Source organism: Haemophilus sp. THUN1691 (genome assembly GCF_059704425.1).
Genome location: NZ_AP046578.1, coordinates 1,039,520 through 1,065,108, shown reverse-complemented (window position 1 = coordinate 1,065,108; position 25,589 = coordinate 1,039,520). Strand labels below are relative to the sequence as shown.

Genomic DNA, 25,589 nt, shown 5'->3' with positions numbered 1-25,589 from the left:
AACAATTCACTCAAGATTTTAATGCTATATGTACCGTGATTTCTTCACGATCGTGATATAAATGTTTTGCTTGAATCTCAAAATTCAAATTCTGCTCAGCCAACATCACAGCCAAGTTTTCTAAACATAATACAACTTCCTGATAACGTTTTTTCATGGGTAATTTTAAATTGAAGATCGTTTCTCGGCACCAACCATTCAACAACCATTTACCAATCAATAAAGAAATACGACTTGGTTGTTCCACCATATCACAGACTAACCAATCCACTTTTTTCCTTTTTGGGGGCTGAAATTTAAAACCATCTTCCGCACAATGTTCAATGCGCCCCGTATCATGCAAACTCGCAGCCATTTTTCCGTGATCAACTGCATAAACAAATAAACCTCGTTTGACTAGTTGATACGTCCAACCGCCAGGGCAAGCCCCTAAATCAACACCAATCATATTTTCATTTAAACGTTTATTCTCTTCTTTACGTGGAATAAAAGTCAAAATAGCTTCTTCCAGTTTTAACGTAGATCGACTCGGCGCATCTGCCGGAAATTTTAAACGAGGGATTCCCATAAAATGGGGGGAATGATTATCCACATAAGAATATCCGACATAACAGCAATTCGGTTTCACAAAAAAACAATGTAAAAATTGACCGCTCTTTTGAGTCGCTTTTGCCGAAAGCCAGCCTTGTTTTTTTAATGTCTGACGTAAAGGCACGGTAAATTTACGACAAAAAGTGGAAAGCTCCTTTGCTTCATTTGTGTCTGCAGTTTCGACAAAAAGCTCGCTAGATTGAGCAAAATTAATTTGTTGTGATAATTCTTCAAACGCCGCCACGATGGGACTAATACGATCAGCGGGATCTAAATCTTCCAATAAATCGGAAACCACAATCATCTGACGAGCAAAAATCAAACGATTAAAAGGAATGTCTCGGGCAAGGCGATTAGCCTCATCAGGTTGATAACATTCAAAAATGACATAGCCCGAATTATCTTGTACTCGAGCAAAACCAAATACACCTAAATTACTTGCTTGATCAGTGATCTCTGCGGCAACTTCTTTCTCAAAACCTGGGCGACAATATAATACGAGTTTATTCATTTTCTTCTTGTTTAATTGAGTTAATAATCCACTGACGGAATGCTTGAATTTTTTGATCATCAAGGCGATCAAGATGATTGACCACATAAAATGATTTCGGATCAGGTAAATTGGTTGGCAATACTACTTTTAATGAGCTATTTTCAATTTCTTGCAAGGCTAATAACCGATTAGCTAATACAATGCCTTGTCCATGAATAGCAGCCTGTAACGCCATAAATGTATGGCTAAATAACGGCCCTTGCTGAATATTTAAATCATCTAACTGTAAATGATTTGCCATCGCTTGCCAATTATCGCGCGTATGAATGTGAATTAATGTGTGTTTTTTTAAATCTTCAGGCTGAATAATTGGATTTTCGGCTAACAATTCAGGTGAGGCTAAAATCAATAAATTTTCTTCACCAAGACGATCCACTTGAAGATTCTGCCAATGTCCTAAACCATAATAAATGGCAAGATCAATTTCTTTATTTAACAAGCCTTCATCTTGATCCACGCCCGTTAAACGCACCTCAATTTGCGGATAAAGCTGATTAAATTCACTTAAATGTGGCACGAGCCATTGAATACCAAAAGTTTGTGGCACACTAATATTTAAATGCGGATCCGTTTTTAACGTTAATAATCGCTCTGTTGCTTCATTTAAGCGACGCAGAATTTTATTAATATCAACAAAATATGCTTTTCCAAGCTCTGTTAATTCTAAAGAACGATTCTTTCGCTTAAATAATTCAATTCCTAAGAACTCTTCTAATAATTTAATTTGATGACTAACTGCCGCTTGTGTGACACAAAGCTCATCTGCCGCTTTAGTAAAACTTAAATGGCGAGCAGCTGACTCAAAAGATTTTAGCGAATTCAATGGTGGCAAACGTTTATACATAAGTATTTCCATTCATAAAATTTTTGTCTATAATAGACAAGATTTAATTCGAATTAGTTTTTCTAATACTTCAAATAAAAAAACGTCATTTGTCCTTTCCTACCCTTTTCCTTACAATACAACCATACTTAATGATTGGTAATTCCTTACTAGTTAATGAGTTTCGGACTTAAGTATGATGTTGTGTTTGCATATAGTTCGGGTAACCGAACTTGAGTAACAAATATGTTACTCATTTACTTCCTGTATATTATTAAACCGATTTGGTTAAACGCTGCTCTCATTGAGTGGCGTTTTTTTCATCCCGATTTTAGCATAACTATATCTTTATTTCCTGCCCTGTTTCCAAAATTTCATTATTCCTTTTTAATTGGCTAAAAATTGCATAATTTCGAGAATTTATTATTTAAATCACCTCGGGAATGGTGTAGATTAAACGGCATTTCATTCAAAAAAATAATATTAAGGAAGTAAAATGAAAGATTTAGACTGGAATAACCTTGGTTTTAGTTATATTAAAACAGATTACCGTTTCATCGCACACTGGAAAGATGGCAAATGGGACGAAGGCAAACTCACCACAGACAATACTTTACATATTCACGAAGGTTCTACCGCACTTCACTACGGTCAACAATGCTTTGAAGGCTTAAAAGCTTACCGTTGCAAAGACGGCTCAATCAACTTATTCCGTCCACAAGAAAATGCAAAACGTATGCAACATACTTCAGATCGTTTACTCATGCCACAAGTACCCACTGAATTATTTATCCGTGCATGTAAAGAAGTGGTAAAAGCAAACGAAGAATGGGTCGGCCCTTACGGCTCTGGCGCAACCTTATACTTACGTCCATTTTTAATTGGTGTGGGTGAAAACATCGGTGTGAAAGCTGCGCCAGAATTTATTTTCTCTGTATTCTGCTGCCCAGTGGGTGCCTATTTCAAAGGTGGTTTAACACCATCTAACTTTATTACCACAGAATACGATCGTGCTGCACCAATGGGAACAGGCGGCGTAAAAGTGGGTGGTAACTACGCTGCAAGCCTTCTGCCACATGTATTAGCGGCAGAACAAGGTACGCCAGAACGTAAATTCGCTGATGCTATTTATTTAGATCCAAAAACTCACACCAAAATTGAAGAAGTCGGTGCGGCAAACTTCTTTGGGATCACAAAAGATAATAAATTCATCACACCAAAATCAGAATCTATTTTACCAAGTATCACCAAATACTCTCTCTTACATATCGCAAAAGAGCGTTTGGGTATGGAAGCAATTGAAGGCGATGTTTATATCGATCAGCTAGATCAATTTGCTGAAGCTGGCGCTTGTGGTACTGCAGCAGTAATTTCACCCGTTGGCGGAATCCAACATAAAGGCAAATTCCATGTGTTCTATTCTGAAACTGAAGTTGGCCCAGTAACACGTCGCCTTTATGAAGAACTCACAGGCATCCAATTCGGTGATGTCGAAGCCCCTGAAGGCTGGATTGTGAAAGTAGAATAATTTCTACCAATAGAAAAACGAAAGTGCGGTTAAAAATCAACCGCACTTTTTTATTGATTCAATCCCCATTGGCGAGAATCTTTATCAAGTTTAACACCTGAATGCGAACCTTCTGCGCCGTTAAAATACACATCTTTATTCGCACAAGCTGAAATAATCAACGCGCCTGCGATAATCAACAACCATTTTTTCATAAGTAAACCTTTTTGCTAAATTAAAAACGTGCGAATTGTAGCACAACGACGCCACATCCCAACGAAATATTTTGCTTTCCTTGCCATCATTAACACCTCTCACCAAAGCCAAGCTTCCCTTCTTTGCTGATAAATTCGACTTATTAAACTATTAAAAAACGTAAGAAATTTAAACCGCACTTTAAATAAAATAAAAAATTTCTTATTTTTTCTTGATCGTTATAAATTTATGTATATAATGAATCCTGTTTTAGATACTAGATAGTAATTTAATAGTAATGAAACTTGGCTAGTGCATCCCCCACTCCTTCGCACTAGCCATTTTTTTTGGAATTTTGTACCATATCTCACCTATTTCCAATTAACGATCCATTATGAATAATCTCGAACTTGAACAACTCATTAATCAAAAACTTTCTTCTGATAAAATCAATGACTATGCGCCCAACGGCTTACAAGTCGAAGGTAAAACAGAAATCAAAAAAATCATTACTGGCGTAACAGCGAGCCAGGCTTTAATCGATTACGCAATCAGCCAAAATGCCGATGCGATTTTGGTTCATCACGGCTATTTTTGGAAAAGTGAAAACCCTTGTATTCGAGGAATGAAAGGCAAGCGAATTAAAGCACTTTTAGTGAATGACATGAATTTATATGGCTATCATTTGCCATTAGATGTGCACCCAGAATTAGGCAACAATGCGCAATTAGCCAAACTGCTCGACATTGAAAATTTACAACCATTAGAAAAAGGCGCTGTGAGTATTCCTGTTTGGGGCGAATTAAAAGAACCAATGACAGGTAAAGACTTTGCAGAAAAAATAGAAAAAATGTTAAATCGAAAACCGTTAATTTGCATTGAAAACGGACCGCACTTAATCCGAAAAATTGGTATCTGCACCGGTGGCGGACAAGGTTATATTAATCTTGCTGCAGAACAAGGCTGCGATGCGTTTATTACTGGTGAAGTGTCAGAACAAACGATTCATTCTGCCCGTGAGCAAGGATTACATTTCTTCTCTGCAGGCCATCACGCAACAGAACGCTATGGCATCAAGGCATTAGGCGAATGGTTGGCGAAAGAATATGGCTTTGATGTAGAATTTAAAGATATAGATAATCCAGCGTAAAATACAAAAGTGCGGTAAAAATATTTCTTTTTTACCGCACTTTTATCTTCTGAAATTATCGTTTAAACATTCCGCCTAAACCGCCAAGACCGCCTAAGCCTCCGCCCATTAAGCCTTGCATTCCACGCATCATTTTAGCCATGCCGCCTTTACGCATTTTCTTCATCATGCGTTGCATTTCATCGAATTGTTTAAGTAATTTATTCACATCTTGCACTTGAGTACCAGAGCCTAATGCAATACGACGACGGCGAGATCCTTTGATAATATCTGGGTTGGCACGTTCTTTTAGGGTCATAGAATTAATGATCGCTTCCATTTTGATAAACATTTTGTCATCCACTTGATTTTTAACGTGATCAGGTAAATTTTTTGCACCCGGTAATTTCTCAAGCATAGACATCATGCCGCCCATTTTTTTCATCTCGATAAGCTGCTCGCGGAAATCATCTAAAGTGAAATCATCGCCTTTCTTGAATTTCTGCGCCATTTTTTCTGCTTTTTCACGGTCAACAGAACGTTCAAGATCCTCAATCAATGAAAGCACATCGCCCATGCCCAAAATACGAGACGCAACGCGATCAGGATGGAACGGCTCAAGTGCTTCCGTTTTCTCGCCCACACCCAAGAATTTGATTGGTTTACCTGTGATTTGACGAATCGATAACGCCGCACCACCGCGCGCATCACCGTCCACTTTTGTCAAAATAACACCTGTAAGTGGCAATGCTTCATTAAAAGCTTTTGCCGTATTGGCCGCATCTTGACCAGTCATCGCATCAACAGTGAAAAGGGTTTCGATTGGATTTAACGCTGCATGGACTTGCTTGATTTCGTCCATCATTTCTGTATCAACGTGCAAACGACCTGCCGTATCCACAATCAACACATCATAGAATTTCAGTTTTGCATCAGCAAGCGCCGCTTTAGCAATATCAACTGGATTTTGTTTGACATCCGATGGGAAAAAATCCACGCCAACTGATTGAGCCAAGGTTTCAAGTTGCTTAATCGCAGCTGGGCGATATACGTCGGCAGACACTACTAACACTTTCTTTTTATGGCGTTCACGCAAGAATTTTGCCAATTTACCCACACTGGTGGTTTTACCCGCACCTTGTAAACCTGCCATTAAGATAACCGCTGGTGGTTGGGTTGCAAGGTTTAAACTCTCATTCGCTTCGCCCATAGCTTTTTCAAGCTCACGCTGAACGATTTTTAAGAACTCTTGCCCCGGCGTTAAGCTTTTATTGACTTCTTCCCCAAGCGCGCTTTCTTTTACTTTTGCGATGAATTCACGCACTACAGGCAAGGCAACATCTGCCTCAAGTAATGCCATACGCACTTCGCGCAAGGTTTCTTTAATATTATCTTCCGTTAAACGGCCTTTTCCAGTGATATTACGTAAAGTTTTGGAAAAGCGATCCGATAAATTCTCAAACATGGCTAACAATCCTGTTTTTCTTAAAAAATTGCGCTGATTATACCGAAATTTAGGCGTTTTTCATCATTTCAAATGAAAATGGCTTTTTGAGTAGGCGATTTCATAAAGAAAGCATAGGATATAAGGAAAAAGAATGATTATTTAGCCAATTTCAGGTATCATTCCGCCCACTATTGGCTATTTGAGTAGCCATTTGATTTAGCAAAATCAAATAACAGGTAAAAAGTGCGGTAAAAAATAACCGCACTTTTTGTTGATTAACGAACAAAAGGATTTTCCCTTGGACAGTATTCCCCTTAGTACTTTATTTATTATTCTCATTATCTGTTTAGTGTTATCTGCCTATTTTTCCGGCTCAGAAACCGGACTACTCTCTCTCAATAAATATCGCCTTCGTTTTCTATCTGAACAAGGCAATAAAGGCGCACAAAAAGCAGAAAAACTACTCGAAAAGCCAGATACCTTGTTAAGCTTTATTCTTATTTTTAATAACCTTGTGAATATCAGCGCATCGGCGATTGCGACCATGATTGGTATGCGTTTATACGGTGATGCCGGCGTGGCGATTGCAACGGGTTTGCTCACTTTCGTGATGCTTGTCTTTTCTGAAATTTTCCCCAAGACAGTGGCTGCAATGCACGCGGAAAAAGTCGGTTTTGTGTCCAGCCATATTTTGACAGTATTACTAAAAATCTTCTATCCGTTAGTTTGGTTGATGAATATTTTTACCAAATCATTAATGCATTTGGTGGGATTAAAACCCGATATGCAAAAACAAGTAATTAGCCGTGAGGAACTTCGTAGTATCGTATCAGAAGCGGGCGAAGCGACGCCTGATGAACAACATCCACAAATGTTGCTTTCTATTTTAGATATGGAAACCGTCACCGTTGATGACATTATGGTTCCGCGCAACGAAATTGGCGGCATTGATATTGATGATGACTGGAAAGCCATTATGCGCCAGCTCAATCACGCAGCACACAACCGCGTGGTGCTTTACAAAGGTAGCCTTGATGAACAAGTGCTTGGTATTTTGCGCGTTCGTGAAGCATTCCGCTTACTGCTGGAAAAAAACGAATTTACCAAAGAAACCTTAATTCGTGCCGCTGATGAAGTGTATTTCATTCCTGAAAGCACGCCATTAAAAACCCAACTTGCGAATTTCCGTGCAAATAAAGAACGCATTGGCTTAGTTGTAGATGAATACGGCGATATTAAAGGACTTGTGACGTTGGAAGATATTTTGGAAGAAATCGTTGGCGATTTTACCACTTCCACCGCCCCAAGCATTGACGAGGAAGTAACTCAACAATCCGATGGTTCCATGATTATCGATGGCTCTGCCAACCTACGCGATCTCAACAAAATGTTTAACTGGGAATTGGATACAGAAGATGCCCGAACCTTTAATGGTTTAATCCTCGAACACTTAGAAGAAATTCCCGATGAAGGCACTGTTTGCGAAATTGATGGCTTGCAAATTACCATTCTTGAAGTGGGCGATAATATGATTAAACAAGCGAAAGTCGTCAAACTTTAATCATAAAAACTCAGACAAATTGAACCGCACTTAGAGTTAAATATCTCTCAAAGTGCGGTTTGTTTTTAAAAGGTTTTTTCAAATTTCAATACCACTTCATTCTGTTTATAGCGATATAACATTTCTACGTTACTCTGATGATTTGTATGAATAAAATTGATACTAGGCACAATATCGTAAAATTTGAATTTAGGAATGGCAAAGGTAAACAGATATTTTTGTTCATTGTCTTTTCTTGTTTTTCCTAAAAGTGCATTATAATCTTGATAATCTATTTTTCTAAAAATACCTTGCGCAGTAATATCAATTCCGCTTTCAAAACTTTTATTAATACCTATTCTTAACCCCTTTCTAGCATATTGATCAATTTTTGATTCTGTTGAAAACTTTTTCGCATAATCCAATCCACCAAATAAAATCCAATCATTTGGTAAGCTATAAACTAAAGTAGAAAAGAAAGAGAGAATTTTTCCATCTTGATAAGATAAATTACGATCTTGATATTTTTCCCATTTATATTCTGTTTGCAAAGAAAAGTATAAATTCGGATTGAAAATCTTTGAATAAGAGATATTAACCCCTTTTCTTTCGCTATACCAATGATGATAGGCTCTTGTTTTTTCAATTAAAGGATAAAGATCTAATTGATTTTTTTGATCTTTAAAACGGTATCCTAATCCAAGTGAAATATTATGTTCAGTAAATTCTGATTTTTTCGGATAAAACTCACCATAAACTAATCCTTTAAAAATAATACCTTGATTATTTAATATTTCAGTATATTTATTTAATACCGCTTCATAACTAAATCCTGTGCTTTTTTGAATAGTTGGTCTAGTTCGTGTAAATTCTAATGTGCCAAGATAAGGATTTTCGACAATTTCTTTACTAGTTTCATTACCAGATTGATTTAAATTAGAATTATAAATTGTGCCAAAAGAAAAGGAACCCTGCCAAGATTCGCGATAATCAAGTTGTGATAAATATTGGTTTACACGTGCCATTACATTTGGTTGTTGTGGCAATGCTATCTGATTAAAAAGAATTTTAGATTGATTGTTTTGCCAGTTTAGAAAATAGAGTTTAGCTAAATCTAATTTTCCGCGTGTGAAATCGGGTTCTTGTTGAACAAGTTGCTCGTAAAGTTGAATGGCTTTTTTGGTATTTCCTTGATTAAATGCAATATTCGCTTCTGCAAATAAAATCATTCCTTGTTCTGCTTGCGGAAATTGTTTATAACGGATTAATAAATGTTCAATATCATTCGTTTGTTTGTGATTAATTGCAAGAAAAAGAGCGGTCATTATCTCTTCTATATTATCACTCACATCAAATTCTTGGTTGTTTATTGTTAATGTAGTAAAGAATTTATCTTGTTGAATAAATTGTTGTTCTTGTCGTTGTTGATTTAATTGAGATTGTTGCTGTAAGCGGAAATCTTTTTCTTGATTTTCGGCAAGAACCAAAAAAGGAATAAAAAGAAAAATAAAAGGGAATTTCGACATAAAACATCCTGTTTACAATAAGGCTTGCTTTCGCAAGCCTTTTGTTTATTAAACTTAATTTTTAGTACCGCCAAAGGCTGTGTTGTATTCAGGTTTTGAAGCAAATGTTGCCATACCTGCTAAGCCTTCTGCTTTCGCACCATAGAAACGACCTTCTGATTTACCAATTACTCCTTCAGCTTTAGCTATTCCCTCAAAAGTTGCATTTGTTTTATCAATTTTACTCTCAATAGAAAGAGATAAATTAGGTTTGCTTAAATAACCACTAATACTAGCTCTTTCAAAATCAACATCAAATGTCCCCTTCATTAATCGACTATTAAAGTTTCCGTACTTATTAATACCTTCCACTGTATAAGTGGCTTTACCACTTGGTAAGGTTTTTGTTGGATCTGAACCAGCATAATAAACACTAACATTTTTAGCCGCACTTGTTGCTGCATCTACATTTTCCCATTCACCAAAATAAGTATCTTGATTTCCTACTTGCTTAAAGGATAAACGACCTAAGCCACGATGATCTGGCATAATAAGTGTTAGATTTGGCATTTTATTCATTTTAGCCACAATTACACCATTTTTATCTTTTTTCGCTACCCCTGTAAGGTGTGAAATCCATTTATCGGCACGTTCTGCCATTTTTTCAAAGGACTGTCCTTTATTATTTGCTGTTTTACTTAAGACAGCGGGATCATTAGGAATACTACTGTCATATATCTCAACGCCAGCCTTTCCATCTTTTTCTCCTGCCTTGATTTTTATATATCGAGTTTGATTTGTATCAGTTGATACATTTCCCACTACCTGTGCTTGCGCAACGCTTACTACACCACATACTACCACTGCTAAAATTGTCTTATTAATTACAGACATAGTTTTTCTCCTATTTGAGATGTTGATGTAAATGAAATTCTTTTGAATTTCACGGTTTAGAAATAATTAAAATCTTGCGGTCATACCTAATTTTATAGTTCTTCCTGGAGCTGGCATTGTTGAACGAGTAATAGGGTCAAGATAATATCGATCAGTTAAATTTGTTCCAACTAATTCAATTGTGAAATTATCATTCACCCGATAATTAATATAAGCATCAACAACTAATACTGGATTCCAGCGATTAGTTTCTCCACTTGCCCACGTAATTCCTGCCTTTCTTAATGACTTAGCGCGAGTATCCTTTACTTGAGAATGATATAACCAGCGTGATCCAAGTTCTAATTTTTCATCTAAAAAACGTAATCCTAAATTAGCTGTAATTGAATATTTTGGCAGTATAGTATTCTTTAAATACCCACTTCCATTTCCTCCATTAACACAATAAGGTATTTTTTTAGAGACTCCTTGATTTTCATCATAATTAAATATTTCAAAACTATTATCACAAAATTTATTTTTTAAATTATAAACTACGCCTAAAGTTGCGAATAAATTGCCTTGATCGTAGCGAGATTGAAATTCTATTCCTGACAAAATTCGCTTATCAAACTGTTGCAAAGTATAATTTGAATCTCTATCAAAAATATTTTTTGTCAAATTATGAAAATAGTTTAAACGAACATCAGCACGTCTAGCGTTAGGTAGAAAACCTTTTAAATCATGGACATATCCAATTTCAATATTTTTACTATGCTCAGGTTTTCTTTTATATAATGGAGTAATTGCATCAAGAGAATATCCTATAGTATCCTCAAAAATACTTGGCATACGTTTTGTTTCAGTATAGCGAGTATATAAACGAATATTATCTGTAATAAATGCAGTTATTCCAAAAGATGGAGACCAAGCGTGAGCTGTACGTTGTGCCTTTTTCATTTTTTCCCATTGCTCTAGTGTAGGTGTAATCTTGTTAATTTCTGAATTTACTCTTTTAATAACTTTTTCCATTTTTCCTGTATATGCGTTATATTGCTCTTCAGTTAATTTATCTTGAATCAATTGTTTAGCCGCTTGATTACTTTCTAAATCAAATTTACCATACGCATTTCTCTTTATAGAAAATGTTTCTTTCTTTTCTTTGTTATTATCTATAATATCTAATATCATTGAATCAATATTAACATCTTTAGGTTCCTCAGGTTTCGTTATATTATTTTCCTTTAGTTTATTTTCAACATATTCTTTTTCTTTTTTCCGATAAATCTCATAATCCTCATAATATTTGTCATTAAGAGCAAAGCCACCTTCATCATTAATATCACAGGTTCCATCTTCTTCAAGTTCACAATATTTAGTAGAATCCTTATCATCTGGCTGATTTGGTCGATACTCCTTAGTAAATTCGTATTCTTTTTTATTATAATAATCGAGAGCTTTATTATATTCTTTTCTTGATTTTTTATATTTATTATACTCATCAACCATTTCTTGTGTTATTTTATGTCTTTTTACTACTTCTAATAATATCTCTCCGCCATATTTCACATCTTCTCTCATCTTATCCTGTAATAACTTAATTAACCCATCATCTCGAGATTTATAATGAGTATATTTTGCTCCAGCATCTAAAATTAACCAATCTACTGGGTTATACTGAAAATTAAATCCTATATTTAATTCTTTTCGTTTCCCCATCCGTTCTCCACTAACATAATTTTCTATGCTATTACAATAAATTTGACTATGCTCCTTTGAACCATTTCCAAACCCACCTTCGTTAGCATTACAAAGTTTTTTTACATCCCCCAATTTTTGGGCATAAACATTAGTTGAATTTAAATCTTCCCATTTATAAGCTGCCATCACATCTAAATTTAATTTTTTATGCAACTCAAAACGGTTACTGGCATTTACACCATAATGGTTATCTTTCGCCCATTGCGCTTGGGCTTCTTGGGTATTAAATAAGCCATAAAGATTTGGCGTTTTTGTATTAGATGTATAATATTTTCTCCATTCTTCTTGTACTCGTTTCATATACTCTGATACCGCGCGTAAATAGTTTTCATTGTAGCAGGCTTCTCCAGGGTAGCAGGGGGCAGGCTTACCACTAATATTCAAACCTTTACTATTAAAATCGTTGTCCCTTGCTAAGACATCAGCTGGGGAAGCACCAGAAGTATTGGTTTTTGCTTTGTTAAACACCGCATAAGCACCAAAAGCAAAATTAATCCAGCGGTTATTTTGTGGGTTGTATTCAAAGTGAGTATCCACGGCAGTTTGTTTTACATTGGCAAGTGGCCATTGCAACACCGTGCCTTGTTGGTAACCAGTTTGCCATAAACGTGAAGGCATAATTTCTCCGTAAGTCATATCGCTATGACGCACACCGAATTTAAGTTTGGTTTCATCATTAAATTTGAATGTGGCTTTACCTAAGTAAGATTTGGATTCAAAAGAAGTATTCGGCACTTCTTTTTTCGGTGTGTATACGGTAGCAATCCAAGGAATATAAGGATCATCAGTAGTGTAATTTGAACCGAAGTTATGGATTTTGTCATAGTCCCAAATTGTCATCCCCTCACCATAATTATGCCCACCATGACCACCAGAAAAATAATTGCCTTTACTGCGATAGGCATAAGATAATAATCCTTCAAAGTGTTCATCTTTGGTCGCGACAGCTAAACGATAAGCATTGTCTTTGAAAAATTTATTACGACCTTGAGATCGTGCAGGATAGCGATCCGACGTTTTAAAATATGCTGCATATTCTCCCGCAGTTACATCTTCTGGATGTTCTAAACTCCGGTAATCGACACCAATAGAAATAGGATAACCACGTTGCTTAATAGAATTATTAGCTGTTTCAGCTTTAAATTCGATACCAAATTTTTCACCTTTTTTAATAATGTCATCAGGTTCTAATGTGCTTAAACGAATAGTGCCCGCTGCGCCACTATCTAAAGTGCGGTTCAAATTTGGGCCTTTTTCAACAGAGACACTACTAATTAAGAAAGGATCAAGATAGTTACGGTTGCTCACACCCGCAAAACCACGCCAAACAGTGATAGCTTGTTCTGTGCCATCAACTAAAACAGGAATTCTACCCTGCCCCTGTACACCACGAATATTAGGATCCAACGCACCACTATTGCGTGCATCACCACTATATACGCCCGTTGTACCTGTCAATAAATCCGCTACAGAATGTCCTTTGTAAGTTTCAATTTCTTTCTTGCTTTTATATTCGGTTACTTGGTTTTCTGAAAACATTTTATCTTTACCTGCTTCGGCTTTACTTTCAGAAGTCCCTAAAACAGAGATCGTATCAAGCTGATTTATTTGTGGGGAAGCATAGATACTTTGATGAATAAGCAAGGTGAGTGGACAGAGCATAAAGGAAAATTTATGTTTCATTTTTTAATCTCCATATCAAACAATAACAATTATCATTTAAATGTTAGTCCTGTTTTTTTGTATCAGCAAAGAAAAATTGTTTATTTTGTGATCGATGTAACAAAATTTTTCACTAAAAATTTTTTGACTTAAATCACAAGTGCGGTTCTTTTTTGCGCATTTTTCAGAAAAGATTTTTATAATTCTTTCTAGGTATATTTTGATAGAGAAGAAAGATATGGAACACGAATATCAACGGGCGGTGACTCGCGTGTGCGTACAAACGGCACTGCTCTTGTTACAACATGGGGCAGAAAGCACTGTGGTAGTGCAAATGGCGCAGCGTTTAGGCATAGCACTTGGCGTAGAAAGTGTAGAATGTGCGCTCACGGCAAATGCAGTTGTGCTAACGACCTTATCAGATAATCATTGCATTACCACCGCACGAAAAAATACAGATAAAGGCATTAATATGCAAATGGTAACAGATGTTCAGCGCATTGTGATTGCCGTTGAACATCATTTGTATGACTTAGAAATCGCACAAAGAAAATTGGACCAATTAAAACCGCTTAAATATAACCGCTGGTTAGTAGTGTTTATGATTGGCTTATCTTGTGCGGCATTCGCCCATTTATCGGGTGGCGATTGGATAATTTGTGGCATTACCTTTATTGCAGCAATCATTGCAATGTTTGTGCGACAAGAATTTTCTAAACGGCACTATAATCCCCTTATCGTCTTTTCTATCACCTCTTTTGTCGCCTCGCTGATTTCTGGAATGAGCTTAAAATATAACTTAGGTAACGATCCTCAAATTGCCTTAGCATCTAGTGTGTTATTACTTGTGCCAGGATTTCCGCTGATTAATTCTTTGGCAGATATATTAAAAGGTTATGTCAATATGGGATTAGGCCGTTGGACAATTGCGACTATTCTCACTTTTGGTGCATGTCTTGGTATTGTATTCGCTTTAAGCGTATTACATATTACAACTTGGGGGCATTAAAATGTTATTAGATATCACAATATTTATCTTGAAATTACTTGATGATATGTTATTTGCCGCAATTCCAGCTGTAGGCTTTGCTTTAGTATTTAATGTGCCACCCAAAGCCTTAAAATATTGCGCAATTTTAGCCGCACTAGGGCATGTTACACGCACATTATTACTGCATATTAATATGCCTATTGTATTTGCCACCTTCTTTGCCACTTGCGTAATTGGATTTTTAGGCGTGCATCTTTCCCATCGTTATTTAGCCCATCCCAAAGCCTTCACCGTTGCCGCAATTATCCCCATGATCCCCGGTGTTCATGCCTATAAAGCAATGATTTCAATGGTACAAATCCACCATTTCGGCTTTTCCGATGCTTTATTTGAACAAATGATTAGTTCCTTTATTAATACCAGTTTTATCCTAGGCGCAATAGTATTTGGATTAGCTTTACCAGGCTTATTGTTTTATCGACAAAAACCCGTGGTGTGACACTAAAATAGTTCAACAAAAAAACCGGCATCAGCCGGTTTTCTTTTACTATTCTTGTGATTTTTTCTTGAGATATTCATAAAGCTCATCTTTAATCCGTAATTTCTCTTTTTTCAAAGCCTCAATTTCCATATGAGTGGCGAGCTGAATATTTTCCTGCATATTCTTAATTTCATGATCTAATTCGTTGTGCTTTTCAAAAAGACGATCGAAATAAGCATCATTACTTTTAAGTTTGGTGATTAATTCTCGGTATTCGGGAAACATAGCATTGCTCCTATAGTGGTTTTAACTGATTTCAGTTTACTACATTCGCTCCAAATAAACAGAACGCAATCTTAAAAATTTGACAACGATCACAAAAATTTATTTCTCGCAAATTATCCTTTACTCTTTTGCTTTTTTATTTTTTCCTGCACCTAAAATCAGAATAGATAACAAACTAAGAATAATTCCAAAGCCAGCACCAATACCCGTTGAGGTAACATAAGGTTTCTCTGCCATCACAAGATTAGGCTGTTACACAAAATGAAATGCCACCAAATTATTATCTAAGGGTTGAACAGATTGCATCATTTTCAATTTGTTTTCCCAAGAAACATCAATTTTAGCGTCTGCAGCATTTTTCACTTATTCGAATAACGATTTCCATTTTGTAATCAATCCATTATTTAATGTTTGAGGCGATGTATTTTTCTCTATTTTCAGAATCTTGCTTTTCCTTCAGCTTTTAACTGGTTTATTTCAATAACGTGCGATAGAATAAAACCGTTTTCATTTCAACGAAAAAAGTAAGGAAATACCATGATCGATCCAAATTTACTCCGTAATAATTTAGCGGAAGTCGCAGAAAAATTAAAAGTAAAACGTAACTTTATTCTTGATACAGCAAAACTCACCTCATTAGAAGAACAACGCAAGAACTTACAAGTCACTACAGAAAACTTACAAGCTGAACGTAATACTCGCTCCAAAGCCATTGGCGCAGCCAAAGCGCGTGGTGAAGATATCGAACCATTATTGGCTGAAGTGGATAATATGGGCAACCAATTGACTGAAGCAAAAGCACAATTAGATGCGGTACTTGCGGAAATCAATCAAATTGCATTAAGTATTCCAAATCTACCAGCAGATGAAGTGCCATTAGGCAAAGATGACTCTGAAAATAAAGAAATCTTACGTTGGGGCACTCCGCGTGCATTTGATTTTGAAGTGAAAGATCATGTCACTTTGGGTGAAGAAGCAAATGGCTTAGATTTTGCCGCAGGGGCTAAATTGGCTGGTGCACGTTTTGCCGTGATGAAAGGTCAAATCGCCAAAATGCACCGTGCATTAGCGCAATTCATGTTAGATCTTCATACTGAACAACACGGCTATTTAGAAACCTATGTGCCTTATTTAGTGAATCACGCAACACTTTACGGAACAGGTCAATTACCAAAATTCGGTGAAGATTTATTCCATACTTTAGCCTTAGAAGGCGAACAACCTTATGCATTAATTCCAACCGCAGAAGTGCCCGTCACTAATTTAGTGCGTGACGTGATTATTGATGAAGCAGAATTACCAATAAAAATGACCGCACATACGCCATGTTTCCGTTCTGAAGCAGGTTCTTACGGTCGTGATACTCGCGGTTTAATTCGTATGCACCAATTTGATAAAGTGGAAATGGTACAAATCGTTGATCCAGATAAATCTATGGAAGCGCTTGAAGAATTAACTGGTCACGCAGAAAAAGTATTGCAATTATTAAATCTTCCGTATCGTAAAGTTTTACTTTGCACAGGCGATATGGGCTTTGGTTCTTGCAAAACTTACGACTTAGAAGTGTGGGTGCCTGCACAAAATACTTATCGCGAAATTTCTTCTTGCTCAAATATGTGGGATTTCCAAGCTCGCCGTATGCAAGCACGTTGTAAAGCGAAAGGTGATAAGAAAACGCGCTTAGTGCACACCTTAAATGGTTCTGGCTTGGCTGTTGGCCGTACTTTAGTGGCAGTGCTTGAAAACTATCAAAATGCGGATGGTTCAATCACTGTGCCAGAAGTGCTACGTCCATATATGGGCGGATTAGACGTTATCGGCAAATAATCCTTGTATAAAATAAAAAAGCGTGGATTTTAAAATCTCCACGCTTTTTTATTAAGCTATTTCAACGACGACATCGGATTCTGATTTAGGGTTTAATTCACCCACTTCATATAAATCAATGCCCGCATCTTTGGCTATTTCAATGACCGTTTGAACGCTATTAGGCTCAACTGCCACCAATAAACCACCTGATGTTTGAGGATCACACAAAATCGCTTTTTGTTCTTCCGTCAATACCCCAACTTTATGTCCATAACTATCAAAATTACGCCCTGTTCCACCAGGTACGCAACCTTGTGCAATATAATCTTTGACTCCGTCCAAGGTTTTAATTTTATCCGAAAAAACTACCGCACTTAGATTTGAACCTTCACAGATTTCAATTAAATGACCAAGTAAACCAAATCCTGTGACATCCGTCATTGCTGTGACGCCATCCACTTGGGAAAATTGACTGCCAATAGAATTCATTTGACACATGGCGGCAGTGGCTAAACCTTGATGTTCTGGCTTAAGTTTTCTTTTTTTCTCCGCCGTCGTCAAAATACCAATACCAAGCGGTTTAGTCATATAAAGCTTACAACCTGATTTTGCAGAAGCATTACGTTTCACTTTTTCAGTGTCAATCACACCTGTCACGGCTAAACCAAAAATAGGTTCAGGCGAATCAATGGAATGCCCTCCCGCCAAAGCAATCCCCGCTTGATGGCAAGCAAAGCGACCGCCATCAACAATTTTCTGTGCAACTTCTGCAGGTAATACATTGGTTGGAAAACCTAAAATGGCGATTCCCATAATCGGCTTACCGCCCATAGCAAAAATATCACTAATGGCATTGGTCGCGGCAATTCGTCCGAAATCAAAAGGATCATCCACAATCGGCATGAAAAAGTCGGTGGTACTGATAATTGCAGTTCCATTACCAAGATCATACACCGCTGCATCGTCAGCAGTTTCATTGCCAACGAGCAAATTTGGATCATAAAATTTTTCCAGTTCTGAATGTAAAATTGTCCCTAACACCTTAGGCGAAATTTTACAGCCTCAACCTGCACCATGGCTGTATTGCGTCAGCCGAATTTTTTCTTCCATTTCTTATTTACCTTATTGAATATCCGTTTTCGAGAATATGACTTTCAAACCCTATTCTTAATCATAAAGATCTTCGCCATCCTTCCTTGTACGTAATAATTGCAAAATCCAAACATATTGCTCTGGCGTTGGCGTAACAAAAGATTCTATTTCTTCGTTCATTGCTCGTGCTGATTGTTCAGGATCATCACTTAAATTCATTGCAGGATAAATTTCCATTTCATATTTGCCAGCCTCAGCGTTATAACGAGGAAACATTGGAATAACAACCGCTTTAGAAAGTTTTGCCATTTTATTTAATCCTGGCAACGTTGCTTTATAAGTCCCAAAGAAATCAACAAATACGCTTTGCTCGGCTCCAAAATCTTCATCTGGTAAGTAATAACCCATTTCGCCTTTACGGACATGATTTAAAAAAGGTTTAATACCATTTTGGCGAGCATGCATTTTTCCGCCGAAACGTTGACGTGTAATCGTCCAAAGCCAATCCACCAATGGATTACGATGTGGATTATACATAGAAGTCATTGGCATACCTTGAGTGTGCAAAATAATACCAGACGCATCAATCGCCCAGCCATGTGGCACCATAAGAATAATATTCTTGCCCTCGGCTTTTGCCTGTTCAATATGTTCAAGACCGATAAATTCGCTACGTTTTTGCAAATGTTTCTTTGAACGGATGGCAATCTCACCAATACCAAACATAACCTGAGCAACAACCGCAAACATTTTATCAATGACTTGCTCACGTTGTTGTTCAGTCCAATGAGGAAAGCAATATTGCAAGTTAGTTTGTGCGCGCGTACGCTGTTTCTTTGCTTTATGCCCAATCCAAATACCTAATTTTCCCGCAAATTTATCGCGCAGACGAAAAGGCACAAATGCTAACAACAATAAAAAGAAAATACCGAGCCAAATTCCCCAATATTGAGGCTTTAAATACGACCATGAAAAGTGGGCTTCATAGCCCACTCTCGCCGTCAAACGTAAATTTTGTTGATTATCCGACATAATAAAATGTAATTAATTTTAACCGCACTTTTGCGCGCTTTCCGAATTAAAAATGAAACCAACCTTGATCGTAAACCATTTTAGCCATCATCATAAAAGACATGATAACAACCATTGGTCGAATCAAGGTTTTACCTTTCGTCATCACCATTTTGGCGCCTAAATTTGCACCTAAAATGCTCCCAGCCATCATCACAAAACCCACTTTCCAAAGAATTTGTCCGCCCAATAAGAAAAGCGCAAAAGAAGCAAGATTTGAAGTAAAGTTCATCACTTTTGCATGTGCTGTCGCTTTCGGGAGATTAAATCCTAGCAGAGTAACACAGGCTAAACTCATGATTGAGCCAGTCCCGGGCCCAAAGAAGCCATCATAAAAACCTAAAAATGGGCTAACTAAAAGACCAAATAACAGATAATTTAATCGTTGTTTCCGATCTTCATCACCTAATTTAGGGGTAAATAAAAAATACAGACCAATAGCTAAAATCAAAAAAGGCAGAATTTTTTTAAAAATCGCCACATCAATTGATTGAATTAATAATGTACCTAGGGCAGAACCTAAGAAAACCCAAATCAAAATAAACCAAATATCGCGTAAATTGACCGCTCTTTTTCGCAAGAAATAAAGGCTTGCCGATAATGCACCGCCCATAGCTTGCAATTTGTTAGTGCCTAACGCCATTGCCGGAGGCATGCCAGTCATAAGCAACGCTGGAATAGTAATTAATCCACCACCGCCAGCAATTGCATCGATAAATGATGCGACAAAACCAACACAAAACAATATTGCTAAAAGATCAATTCCGATATCCATATTGATTTACCTTAATTCTATTCTAACCATTCACTCCGATTCGGTGAGTTCAAAATTTGTTGGCACAAAAACGGTTCAGGTGGTGTAACTTTAGGTTTACTCACTGAAGTACCTGGTTTTGGTGGTTCAAACCAAGAATATAATTCGTCTCCACAACCATCACCGGCAGGAACTGGGGCTTGATTTTCACAATAAGGTGCATCTGCTGGGCAAGTTAAACGAACATGAAAATGAGAGTCGTGACCATACCAAGGACGAACTTTGTGTAGCCAACCGCGATCATTACCAGCAGTTTGGCATAATTTTACCTTAATCGCAGGATTAATAAAAATACGCGTCACATTTGGATCTTCCGCGGCTAATTTGATTAACGTCGCGTGATTGCTATTCCATACGCGTTCATCCACTCGTTGCGCCTTTCTATCTACAACTAATAAGCCTTTACCATCAGAATTGAGCGCATCGGCATCTGACATTTCGCCCATTCTTAACCAAATATCCGCATCTAATCCCATCTGATGACTAGCATGACCCGTTAAAAACCTCCCGCCACCCGGCATGGCAATATCGCCCACTAACATAGTTGGTAACCCTGCAGATTTAGCGCGTTGTCCCAAACGTTCAAGATACTGAATCATATTTGGATGACCATAATAGCGATTTCGATTCATACGAATGACTTGGTAACCTTCCCCTTTCGGTGGTAGTGCTTGCGCCCCAATAATACACCCATTGGTATAACTACCAATAGGTTTTGCTTTCCCATCGTCACTTGGTATTGGACGTTTCACTTTTTGCCAATCTAGAGGAGACGCAACAATGTTCAGAGAGAAAAGTGCGGTAAAAATTATGGTTGTTTTTAATAAAATTTTATTCATTCTAAAGTTTTGCCGTAGGTAAGTATACCCTAGGTTTTGCCGTGGGTAAGTATATCCTATGTCTTGCCGTGGGTAAGTATACCACGGTTAGAAAAATAGTTCCCCTTTGGGGAACTTTACACTTACCCCAAAAGGGTAATATCAAACTAACCTAGGGTATACCTACCCTAGGCACAGACTCCCATCTTATACTAAGATTATTTACACTGTGCCTTAAAACGTAATAGATGATCTAATAAGACAATCGCCATCATGGCTTCTGCGATGGGTACAGCACGAATACCCACACAAGGATCGTGACGACCTTTTGTTACAACTTCTACGGGTTCACCATTAAGATTGATTGAACGACCAGGAATCGTAATACTTGAAGTTGGTTTTAGCGCAATCGTAGCGATAATTGGCTGTCCTGAACTAATTCCGCCTAAAATACCGCCTGCATGATTGCTTGCAAATCCATCTGGCGTCATTTCATCACGATGTTCACTTCCACGTTGCTCAACCACAGCAAAACCATCACCAATTTCGACGCCTTTTACTGCATTAATTCCCATTAATGCATGAGCAAGATCCGCATCTAAACGGTCAAATACTGGCTCACCTAATCCTACTGGAACATTTTCAGCGATAACAGTAAGTTTAGCGCCAATAGAATCTCCTTCTTTTTTAAGTTCACGGATCAATTCATCGAATTTTTCTACCGCACTTTCATCAGGACAAAAGAATGGATTACTGTTTACCTTTTCCCAATCAATTTGTCCCACTTTCTGCGGAGCAATTTTTATATTACCGATTTGGCTTAAAAAACCTCGCACCTCAATGCCAAAATGTTCGCGTAAATATTTTTTTGCAATCGCTCCCGCTGCAACTCTCATTGCTGTTTCACGCGCTGACGAACGCCCTCCACCACGGTAATCACGGATGCCATACTTTTGCTGATAGGTAAAATCCGCATGTCCTGGACGAAAACGATCTTTAATCTCTCCATAATCTTGCGAACGCTGATCACCATTTTTAATGATCATTCCAATACTTGTGCCTGTCGTTTTTCCTTCAAACACACCAGATAAAATTTGAACTTCATCATCCTCACGACGCGGCGTGGTATATCGAGATGCCCCTGGTTTACGACGATCTAAGTCTGGCTGAATATCTTTCTCTGATAATTCGAGATTTGACGGTACCCCATCAACGATACAGCCTAATGCAATACCATGTGACTCCCCAAAAGTTGTCACACGAAAAAGTTGTCCGATTGTGTTACCCGCCATATTATTTCTCTTTAATTAGTTTTAGTTAATTTTTCCATATTAATGAATGGAATCTCTTCACCCGTGTCTTTATTTTTAATAAAGATATCCAATTGATTGAAAGCAATGTCTATATTATTTTCTTTAAATAATTGATTTACACGACGATTTAATAAATCAAGCGTATCATTACGATCTGAAACCTGTCCGACATAAACTCGTAACTCATGGTCTAAAGTGCTTGCACCAAAATTCAAAAACAACGCTCTTGGTTCAGGCTCTTTTAAAACACTTGGCAATTCATTAGCCGCTTGTAACAACAAGCGTTTTACTAATTCTAAATCGGAGTTATAAGCAACCCCCACAGAGATGACTAAACGAGTAATAGTATTTGATAATGCCCAGTTGGTCACTTGCCCCGTTACAAACGATTTATTAGGTACAATCACTTCTTTTCTATCTGGATCAATCATCGTAATAGCACGAATACGGATTTTTGCTACCGTACCTGTGACACCGTTTATAGTAACGGTATCGCCCACTCGAATTGGGCGTTCAAACAATAAAATAATCCCAGATACAAAGTTTGCAAAGATTTCTTGCATACCAAAGCCCAAACCAACTGAAAGGGCAGCAAACAACCATTGCAATTTAGACCACGACATGCCTAATGTAGCAAATGCCCACGCACCACCAACCGCAACTAAAACATAGGTTAATAATGTAGTAATAGTATAAGGCGTGCCTTGTGAAAGTTTAACCCGTGAGAAAATTAATACTTCTAAAATACCTGAGATATTGCGCACTAACACATAAGTAATCCCTACAATTACCAAGGCAACGAGAAGATTAAATAAAGTGATACTTTCCATCACTGTGCCAGCTTCAGTAGTTGTTGTTTGCTGCCATAAGGTCACTTCACGCAAATAACTTGCCACCGTTACAAGATCTGACCAAACATAGTAGAAAATGCCAAACAAAGCAGTCCAAATGAAAAGATCTGCAAAACGCAATAATTGGCTACGCACTTCATTTAGCGCTAAACCTTCTTCTTTTTCATTAAGCACAAGCTCATCAGATGTTGATCCTTCATTGATGCTTGCTCGTTTCTGATTACGTTTTTCTTCTAAACGGCGATGAGCCAAGCGACGAGAAGATACAGTAATACCACGATAAATCACTTGACGAATCAACCACCACACACACCATGCGATATAAGAATTAATCAAATGCTGTATTAAATTCAACGCAGTGTAATAGTATCCCAACGCAACTAATATTACTAAGCCAACAGGAATAATCTGTAAACCAAATTGAACGATTTTGACAATAATATGGTTATGACTTTTTTTCTCATCTTCGTAAGAACGTAGCACATTTTTGAAACGTGGGGCGATGATAATAATGCAGAACAGCAATGAAACTATTGTATTCACCTGTCCAATCACATCATTTGCCAACCCATAATCAGTCACGTTACTAAATACTGATGTATTCAGTAATAAAACAACCGCTACAACAATACGTTTAATTACACTTTGAAAACGCACCGCACTTTGTTGAGAAAATTCAAAGTGACGAACAAAAATCCCATTCGGACGGAATAAAGAAAGCCAAAACGTGAAGAACCACCAATAGCCCGCCATACTAAACGACCAATCCCAAAACTCAGTTGGATTTTTCATAAAGAAGAAGCCAAGCATTTGACAAACTGCTAAGAACCATAAAGTTCCTGAAAGCGTTAAAAATGCAGTAAGCAATAAAGCTTGTGGAGTATTCCACTGATTATCATATTTTAATCGGTTAATTTCGCCGTTAATTTTTGATAGGCGTTGTTTGATGCGATCTTTGAATTTAAAAATAGCGCCACCAACAACAAACAAGCCTAAGCAGTACATCAATAAGTAAGGCAAGTTACTATAATTTGTGGGTAAACCAATTTTTTTCACAATACCATCAACTTGCGCCATAAAGGCTCGAGGCAATTCAGCAAACCAATCTAAATTAATAGGATTATTGCTTTTAACCCAGAAACTTTGTTGCTCCAATTTTGATTGGATTTGATCACTGATTTGAGTAATTTGTTGCTGAGTAAGCTCTAAAGAAATGGCTAAATTAAGTTGATTATTCAATGACTTAATTAAGTCAGAAGCCATTTTACGACGTTCAGTTAATAAATTAACTAATTGTGTTTTTTCAACGTGAGTAAATTTCTCACCTTCATCTGATTCGACTTTGGCAATATAAGCATCTAAATCGTAAAGTTCATTACGTTTTTGAGTAATATCGAAAATTTGTACCCGTAAATCCGCAATTTGTTTTGATAAACCTTGAATATTTAAGTTAGTTGGTAATTTTTGTTTTTGTTGTTGAATAATACGAGAAAGCACCAACGTACCTTGTAATGCACTAATTTGCTCTTCGATAGTGTGTTGAGTTTGGGTTAGGCTATCAAACACATTACGCATTCTTAAATCATCTTGTGTCAAGATGTTCGTCTTTTCAGTTTGTTGCAACAAATATTGACTCAGCTCTGCATTACGCGCCAATTCTTTCTGAATATAAGCATTTTTCGCACTATTTTGTTGCTGTTGCTGAACTTGTTCTACTTGGTTTTGAGTTTGCGCCAAGTTTTTCTGATTGATCACTTCTTGGATCGCCACAATTTGTTGTTGTAGCAATTGCAAACGAGCATTCAACAAATCATAACGGCTTTGATAAAGCAATGTCAGCTGATCGCTATTTTTCAATAAATCTTGGTTGTAAGCGTTTTTTAAATCAATCAACTGTAATTCTATTTGATTTTTTTGACGTAAAGTTTTTGTAAGATTGCTATCTGCTAATTGTTGATTAATTTCTTGTGTGCGTTTCAAATTCTCAGTAAGACTGGTTTGTGCACGCTCAGATACAGAACTTTGCCCCGCTAATTGAGTATTAGCTTTGCTTAACGCAGTTTGGGTTTCTTGCTGTTGAACATTAAGTTTGCTTAATGTAGCCTGTAAATCTGCTAAATTTTGAGCTTGATAATCGATTGATTTAGATTGTTCTAACTGCTTCTTAAACGCCAATAAATCTGCATTATTTTTCTTAATTTCACTATCAGCATGGGCTAAAACATCATGTAAATCTTCATTATTTTTTTGTTGGGTTTGAATGAGCTGCAATAAATCGAAAGAGGTTTGCAATTCATTAATAAGTGCTGTTTTTACATCACCATCAGACATTTTTTGCGCATCAGCTAAATCTGCAGAGAGCTCTTGCTCCGTAGGTAATAATATATTGATTTTATTTGCAGCCAATGTTGGATACACAGTTGCCCAACCAATTAAAGCTGTCGCTAAAAGTGCGGTGAAAAAACGTGATGTTTTCAT

The 25,589-nt window shown here is 37.1% G+C and carries 20 protein-coding genes; 6 read left to right on the top strand and 14 right to left on the bottom strand.

All coding sequences use genetic code 11. The features are described 5' to 3' along the window. Nucleotides 1-10: 10 nt before the first annotated feature. On the bottom strand, nucleotides 11-1,102 hold the full coding sequence (gene rlmM, locus AC6H0J_RS05185; protein WP_005626302.1) for a 23S rRNA (cytidine(2498)-2'-O)-methyltransferase RlmM: 1,092 nt from the start codon (nucleotides 1,100-1,102) through the stop codon (nucleotides 11-13). Beyond that, nucleotides 1,095-1,988, bottom strand: coding sequence for a transcriptional regulator GcvA (locus AC6H0J_RS05180; RefSeq protein WP_005626304.1), 894 nt, complete (start codon nucleotides 1,986-1,988; stop codon nucleotides 1,095-1,097). Before AC6H0J_RS05180 ends, rlmM begins: the two co-directional genes overlap by 8 nt. A gap of 475 nt (nucleotides 1,989-2,463) precedes the next feature. On the opposite strand from AC6H0J_RS05180, the gene AC6H0J_RS05175 reads away from it, so the two are divergent. Continuing rightward, nucleotides 2,464-3,495: a branched-chain amino acid aminotransferase gene (locus tag AC6H0J_RS05175; protein WP_005626306.1), complete on the top strand. Its 1,032-nt coding sequence runs from the start codon at nucleotides 2,464-2,466 to the stop codon at nucleotides 3,493-3,495. A gap of 50 nt (nucleotides 3,496-3,545) precedes the next feature. On the opposite strand, the gene AC6H0J_RS05170 is transcribed toward AC6H0J_RS05175, so the two are convergent. Then, on the bottom strand, nucleotides 3,546-3,689 hold the full coding sequence (locus AC6H0J_RS05170) for a hypothetical protein (RefSeq protein WP_005626309.1): 144 nt from the start codon (nucleotides 3,687-3,689) through the stop codon (nucleotides 3,546-3,548). A 374-nt stretch (nucleotides 3,690-4,063) separates the two neighbouring features. On the opposite strand from AC6H0J_RS05170, the gene AC6H0J_RS05165 reads away from it, so the two are divergent. Beyond that, a complete protein-coding gene (locus tag AC6H0J_RS05165; RefSeq protein ID WP_005626311.1) occupies nucleotides 4,064-4,819 on the top strand; it encodes a Nif3-like dinuclear metal center hexameric protein in 756 nt (251 codons plus the stop codon). Nucleotides 4,820-4,874: 55 nt separating this feature from the next. On the opposite strand, the gene ffh is transcribed toward AC6H0J_RS05165, so the two are convergent. Further along, nucleotides 4,875-6,263: a signal recognition particle protein gene (gene ffh / locus AC6H0J_RS05160; protein WP_497512991.1), complete on the bottom strand. Its 1,389-nt coding sequence runs from the start codon at nucleotides 6,261-6,263 to the stop codon at nucleotides 4,875-4,877. Between the two features lie 280 nt (nucleotides 6,264-6,543). Here ffh and AC6H0J_RS05155 point away from each other — a divergent pair, with 280 nt between their 5' ends. Beyond that, on the top strand, nucleotides 6,544-7,806 hold the full coding sequence (locus tag AC6H0J_RS05155) for an HlyC/CorC family transporter (protein ID WP_005626318.1): 1,263 nt from the start codon (nucleotides 6,544-6,546) through the stop codon (nucleotides 7,804-7,806). Nucleotides 7,807-7,871: 65 nt separating this feature from the next. Here AC6H0J_RS05155 and AC6H0J_RS05150 read toward each other — a convergent pair whose 3' ends face one another. The 3 genes from AC6H0J_RS05150 to AC6H0J_RS05140 form a co-directional block, all read right to left on the bottom strand. Beyond that, nucleotides 7,872-9,311, bottom strand: coding sequence for a porin family protein (locus AC6H0J_RS05150; protein WP_118817043.1), 1,440 nt, complete (start codon nucleotides 9,309-9,311; stop codon nucleotides 7,872-7,874). A gap of 54 nt (nucleotides 9,312-9,365) precedes the next feature. Then, the gene (locus AC6H0J_RS05145) at nucleotides 9,366-10,184 is read right to left on the bottom strand and encodes a hemophilin (RefSeq protein ID WP_005626879.1); all 819 of its coding nucleotides are present in this window, start codon (nucleotides 10,182-10,184) and stop codon (nucleotides 9,366-9,368) included. A 66-nt stretch (nucleotides 10,185-10,250) separates the two neighbouring features. Beyond that, complete coding sequence (locus tag AC6H0J_RS05140) at nucleotides 10,251-13,607, bottom strand: TonB-dependent receptor domain-containing protein (RefSeq protein WP_118817044.1); 3,357 nt, start codon at nucleotides 13,605-13,607, stop codon at nucleotides 10,251-10,253. A gap of 217 nt (nucleotides 13,608-13,824) precedes the next feature. Here AC6H0J_RS05140 and AC6H0J_RS05135 point away from each other — a divergent pair, with 217 nt between their 5' ends. Both AC6H0J_RS05135 and AC6H0J_RS05130 read left to right on the top strand, forming a co-directional pair. Next, a complete protein-coding gene (locus tag AC6H0J_RS05135) occupies nucleotides 13,825-14,595 on the top strand; it encodes a threonine/serine exporter family protein (protein ID WP_032825681.1) in 771 nt (256 codons plus the stop codon). A 1-nt stretch (nucleotide 14,596) separates the two neighbouring features. After that, a complete protein-coding gene (locus tag AC6H0J_RS05130) occupies nucleotides 14,597-15,076 on the top strand; it encodes a threonine/serine exporter family protein (protein ID WP_005628250.1) in 480 nt (159 codons plus the stop codon). Between the two features lie 48 nt (nucleotides 15,077-15,124). Here AC6H0J_RS05130 and AC6H0J_RS05125 read toward each other — a convergent pair whose 3' ends face one another. Beyond that, nucleotides 15,125-15,343: an HP1242/YdcH family protein gene (locus tag AC6H0J_RS05125; protein WP_005628252.1), complete on the bottom strand. Its 219-nt coding sequence runs from the start codon at nucleotides 15,341-15,343 to the stop codon at nucleotides 15,125-15,127. A gap of 537 nt (nucleotides 15,344-15,880) precedes the next feature. Between AC6H0J_RS05125 and serS the strand changes: the two genes are divergently transcribed. After that, on the top strand, nucleotides 15,881-17,170 hold the full coding sequence (gene serS, locus AC6H0J_RS05120; RefSeq protein WP_497512986.1) for a serine--tRNA ligase: 1,290 nt from the start codon (nucleotides 15,881-15,883) through the stop codon (nucleotides 17,168-17,170). 51 nt (nucleotides 17,171-17,221) lie between these two features. Here serS and selD read toward each other — a convergent pair whose 3' ends face one another. The 6 genes from selD to mscK form a co-directional block, all read right to left on the bottom strand. Beyond that, nucleotides 17,222-18,262, bottom strand: a complete 1,041-nt coding sequence (selD, locus tag AC6H0J_RS05115; RefSeq protein ID WP_497512983.1) for a selenide, water dikinase SelD — start codon at nucleotides 18,260-18,262, stop codon at nucleotides 17,222-17,224. 57 nt (nucleotides 18,263-18,319) lie between these two features. Next, complete coding sequence (gene lpxM, locus AC6H0J_RS05110) at nucleotides 18,320-19,276, bottom strand: lauroyl-Kdo(2)-lipid IV(A) myristoyltransferase (protein ID WP_497512981.1); 957 nt, start codon at nucleotides 19,274-19,276, stop codon at nucleotides 18,320-18,322. A gap of 46 nt (nucleotides 19,277-19,322) precedes the next feature. Then, nucleotides 19,323-20,090: a TSUP family transporter gene (locus AC6H0J_RS05105; RefSeq protein WP_497512979.1), complete on the bottom strand. Its 768-nt coding sequence runs from the start codon at nucleotides 20,088-20,090 to the stop codon at nucleotides 19,323-19,325. Nucleotides 20,091-20,107: 17 nt separating this feature from the next. Next, complete coding sequence (mepA, locus tag AC6H0J_RS05100; RefSeq protein WP_497512977.1) at nucleotides 20,108-20,968, bottom strand: penicillin-insensitive murein endopeptidase; 861 nt, start codon at nucleotides 20,966-20,968, stop codon at nucleotides 20,108-20,110. A 197-nt stretch (nucleotides 20,969-21,165) separates the two neighbouring features. After that, nucleotides 21,166-22,239, bottom strand: coding sequence for a chorismate synthase (gene aroC, locus AC6H0J_RS05095; RefSeq protein WP_497512975.1), 1,074 nt, complete (start codon nucleotides 22,237-22,239; stop codon nucleotides 21,166-21,168). Between the two features lie 11 nt (nucleotides 22,240-22,250). Next, nucleotides 22,251-25,589, bottom strand: coding sequence for a mechanosensitive channel MscK (mscK, locus tag AC6H0J_RS05090; RefSeq protein WP_497512973.1), 3,339 nt, complete (start codon nucleotides 25,587-25,589; stop codon nucleotides 22,251-22,253).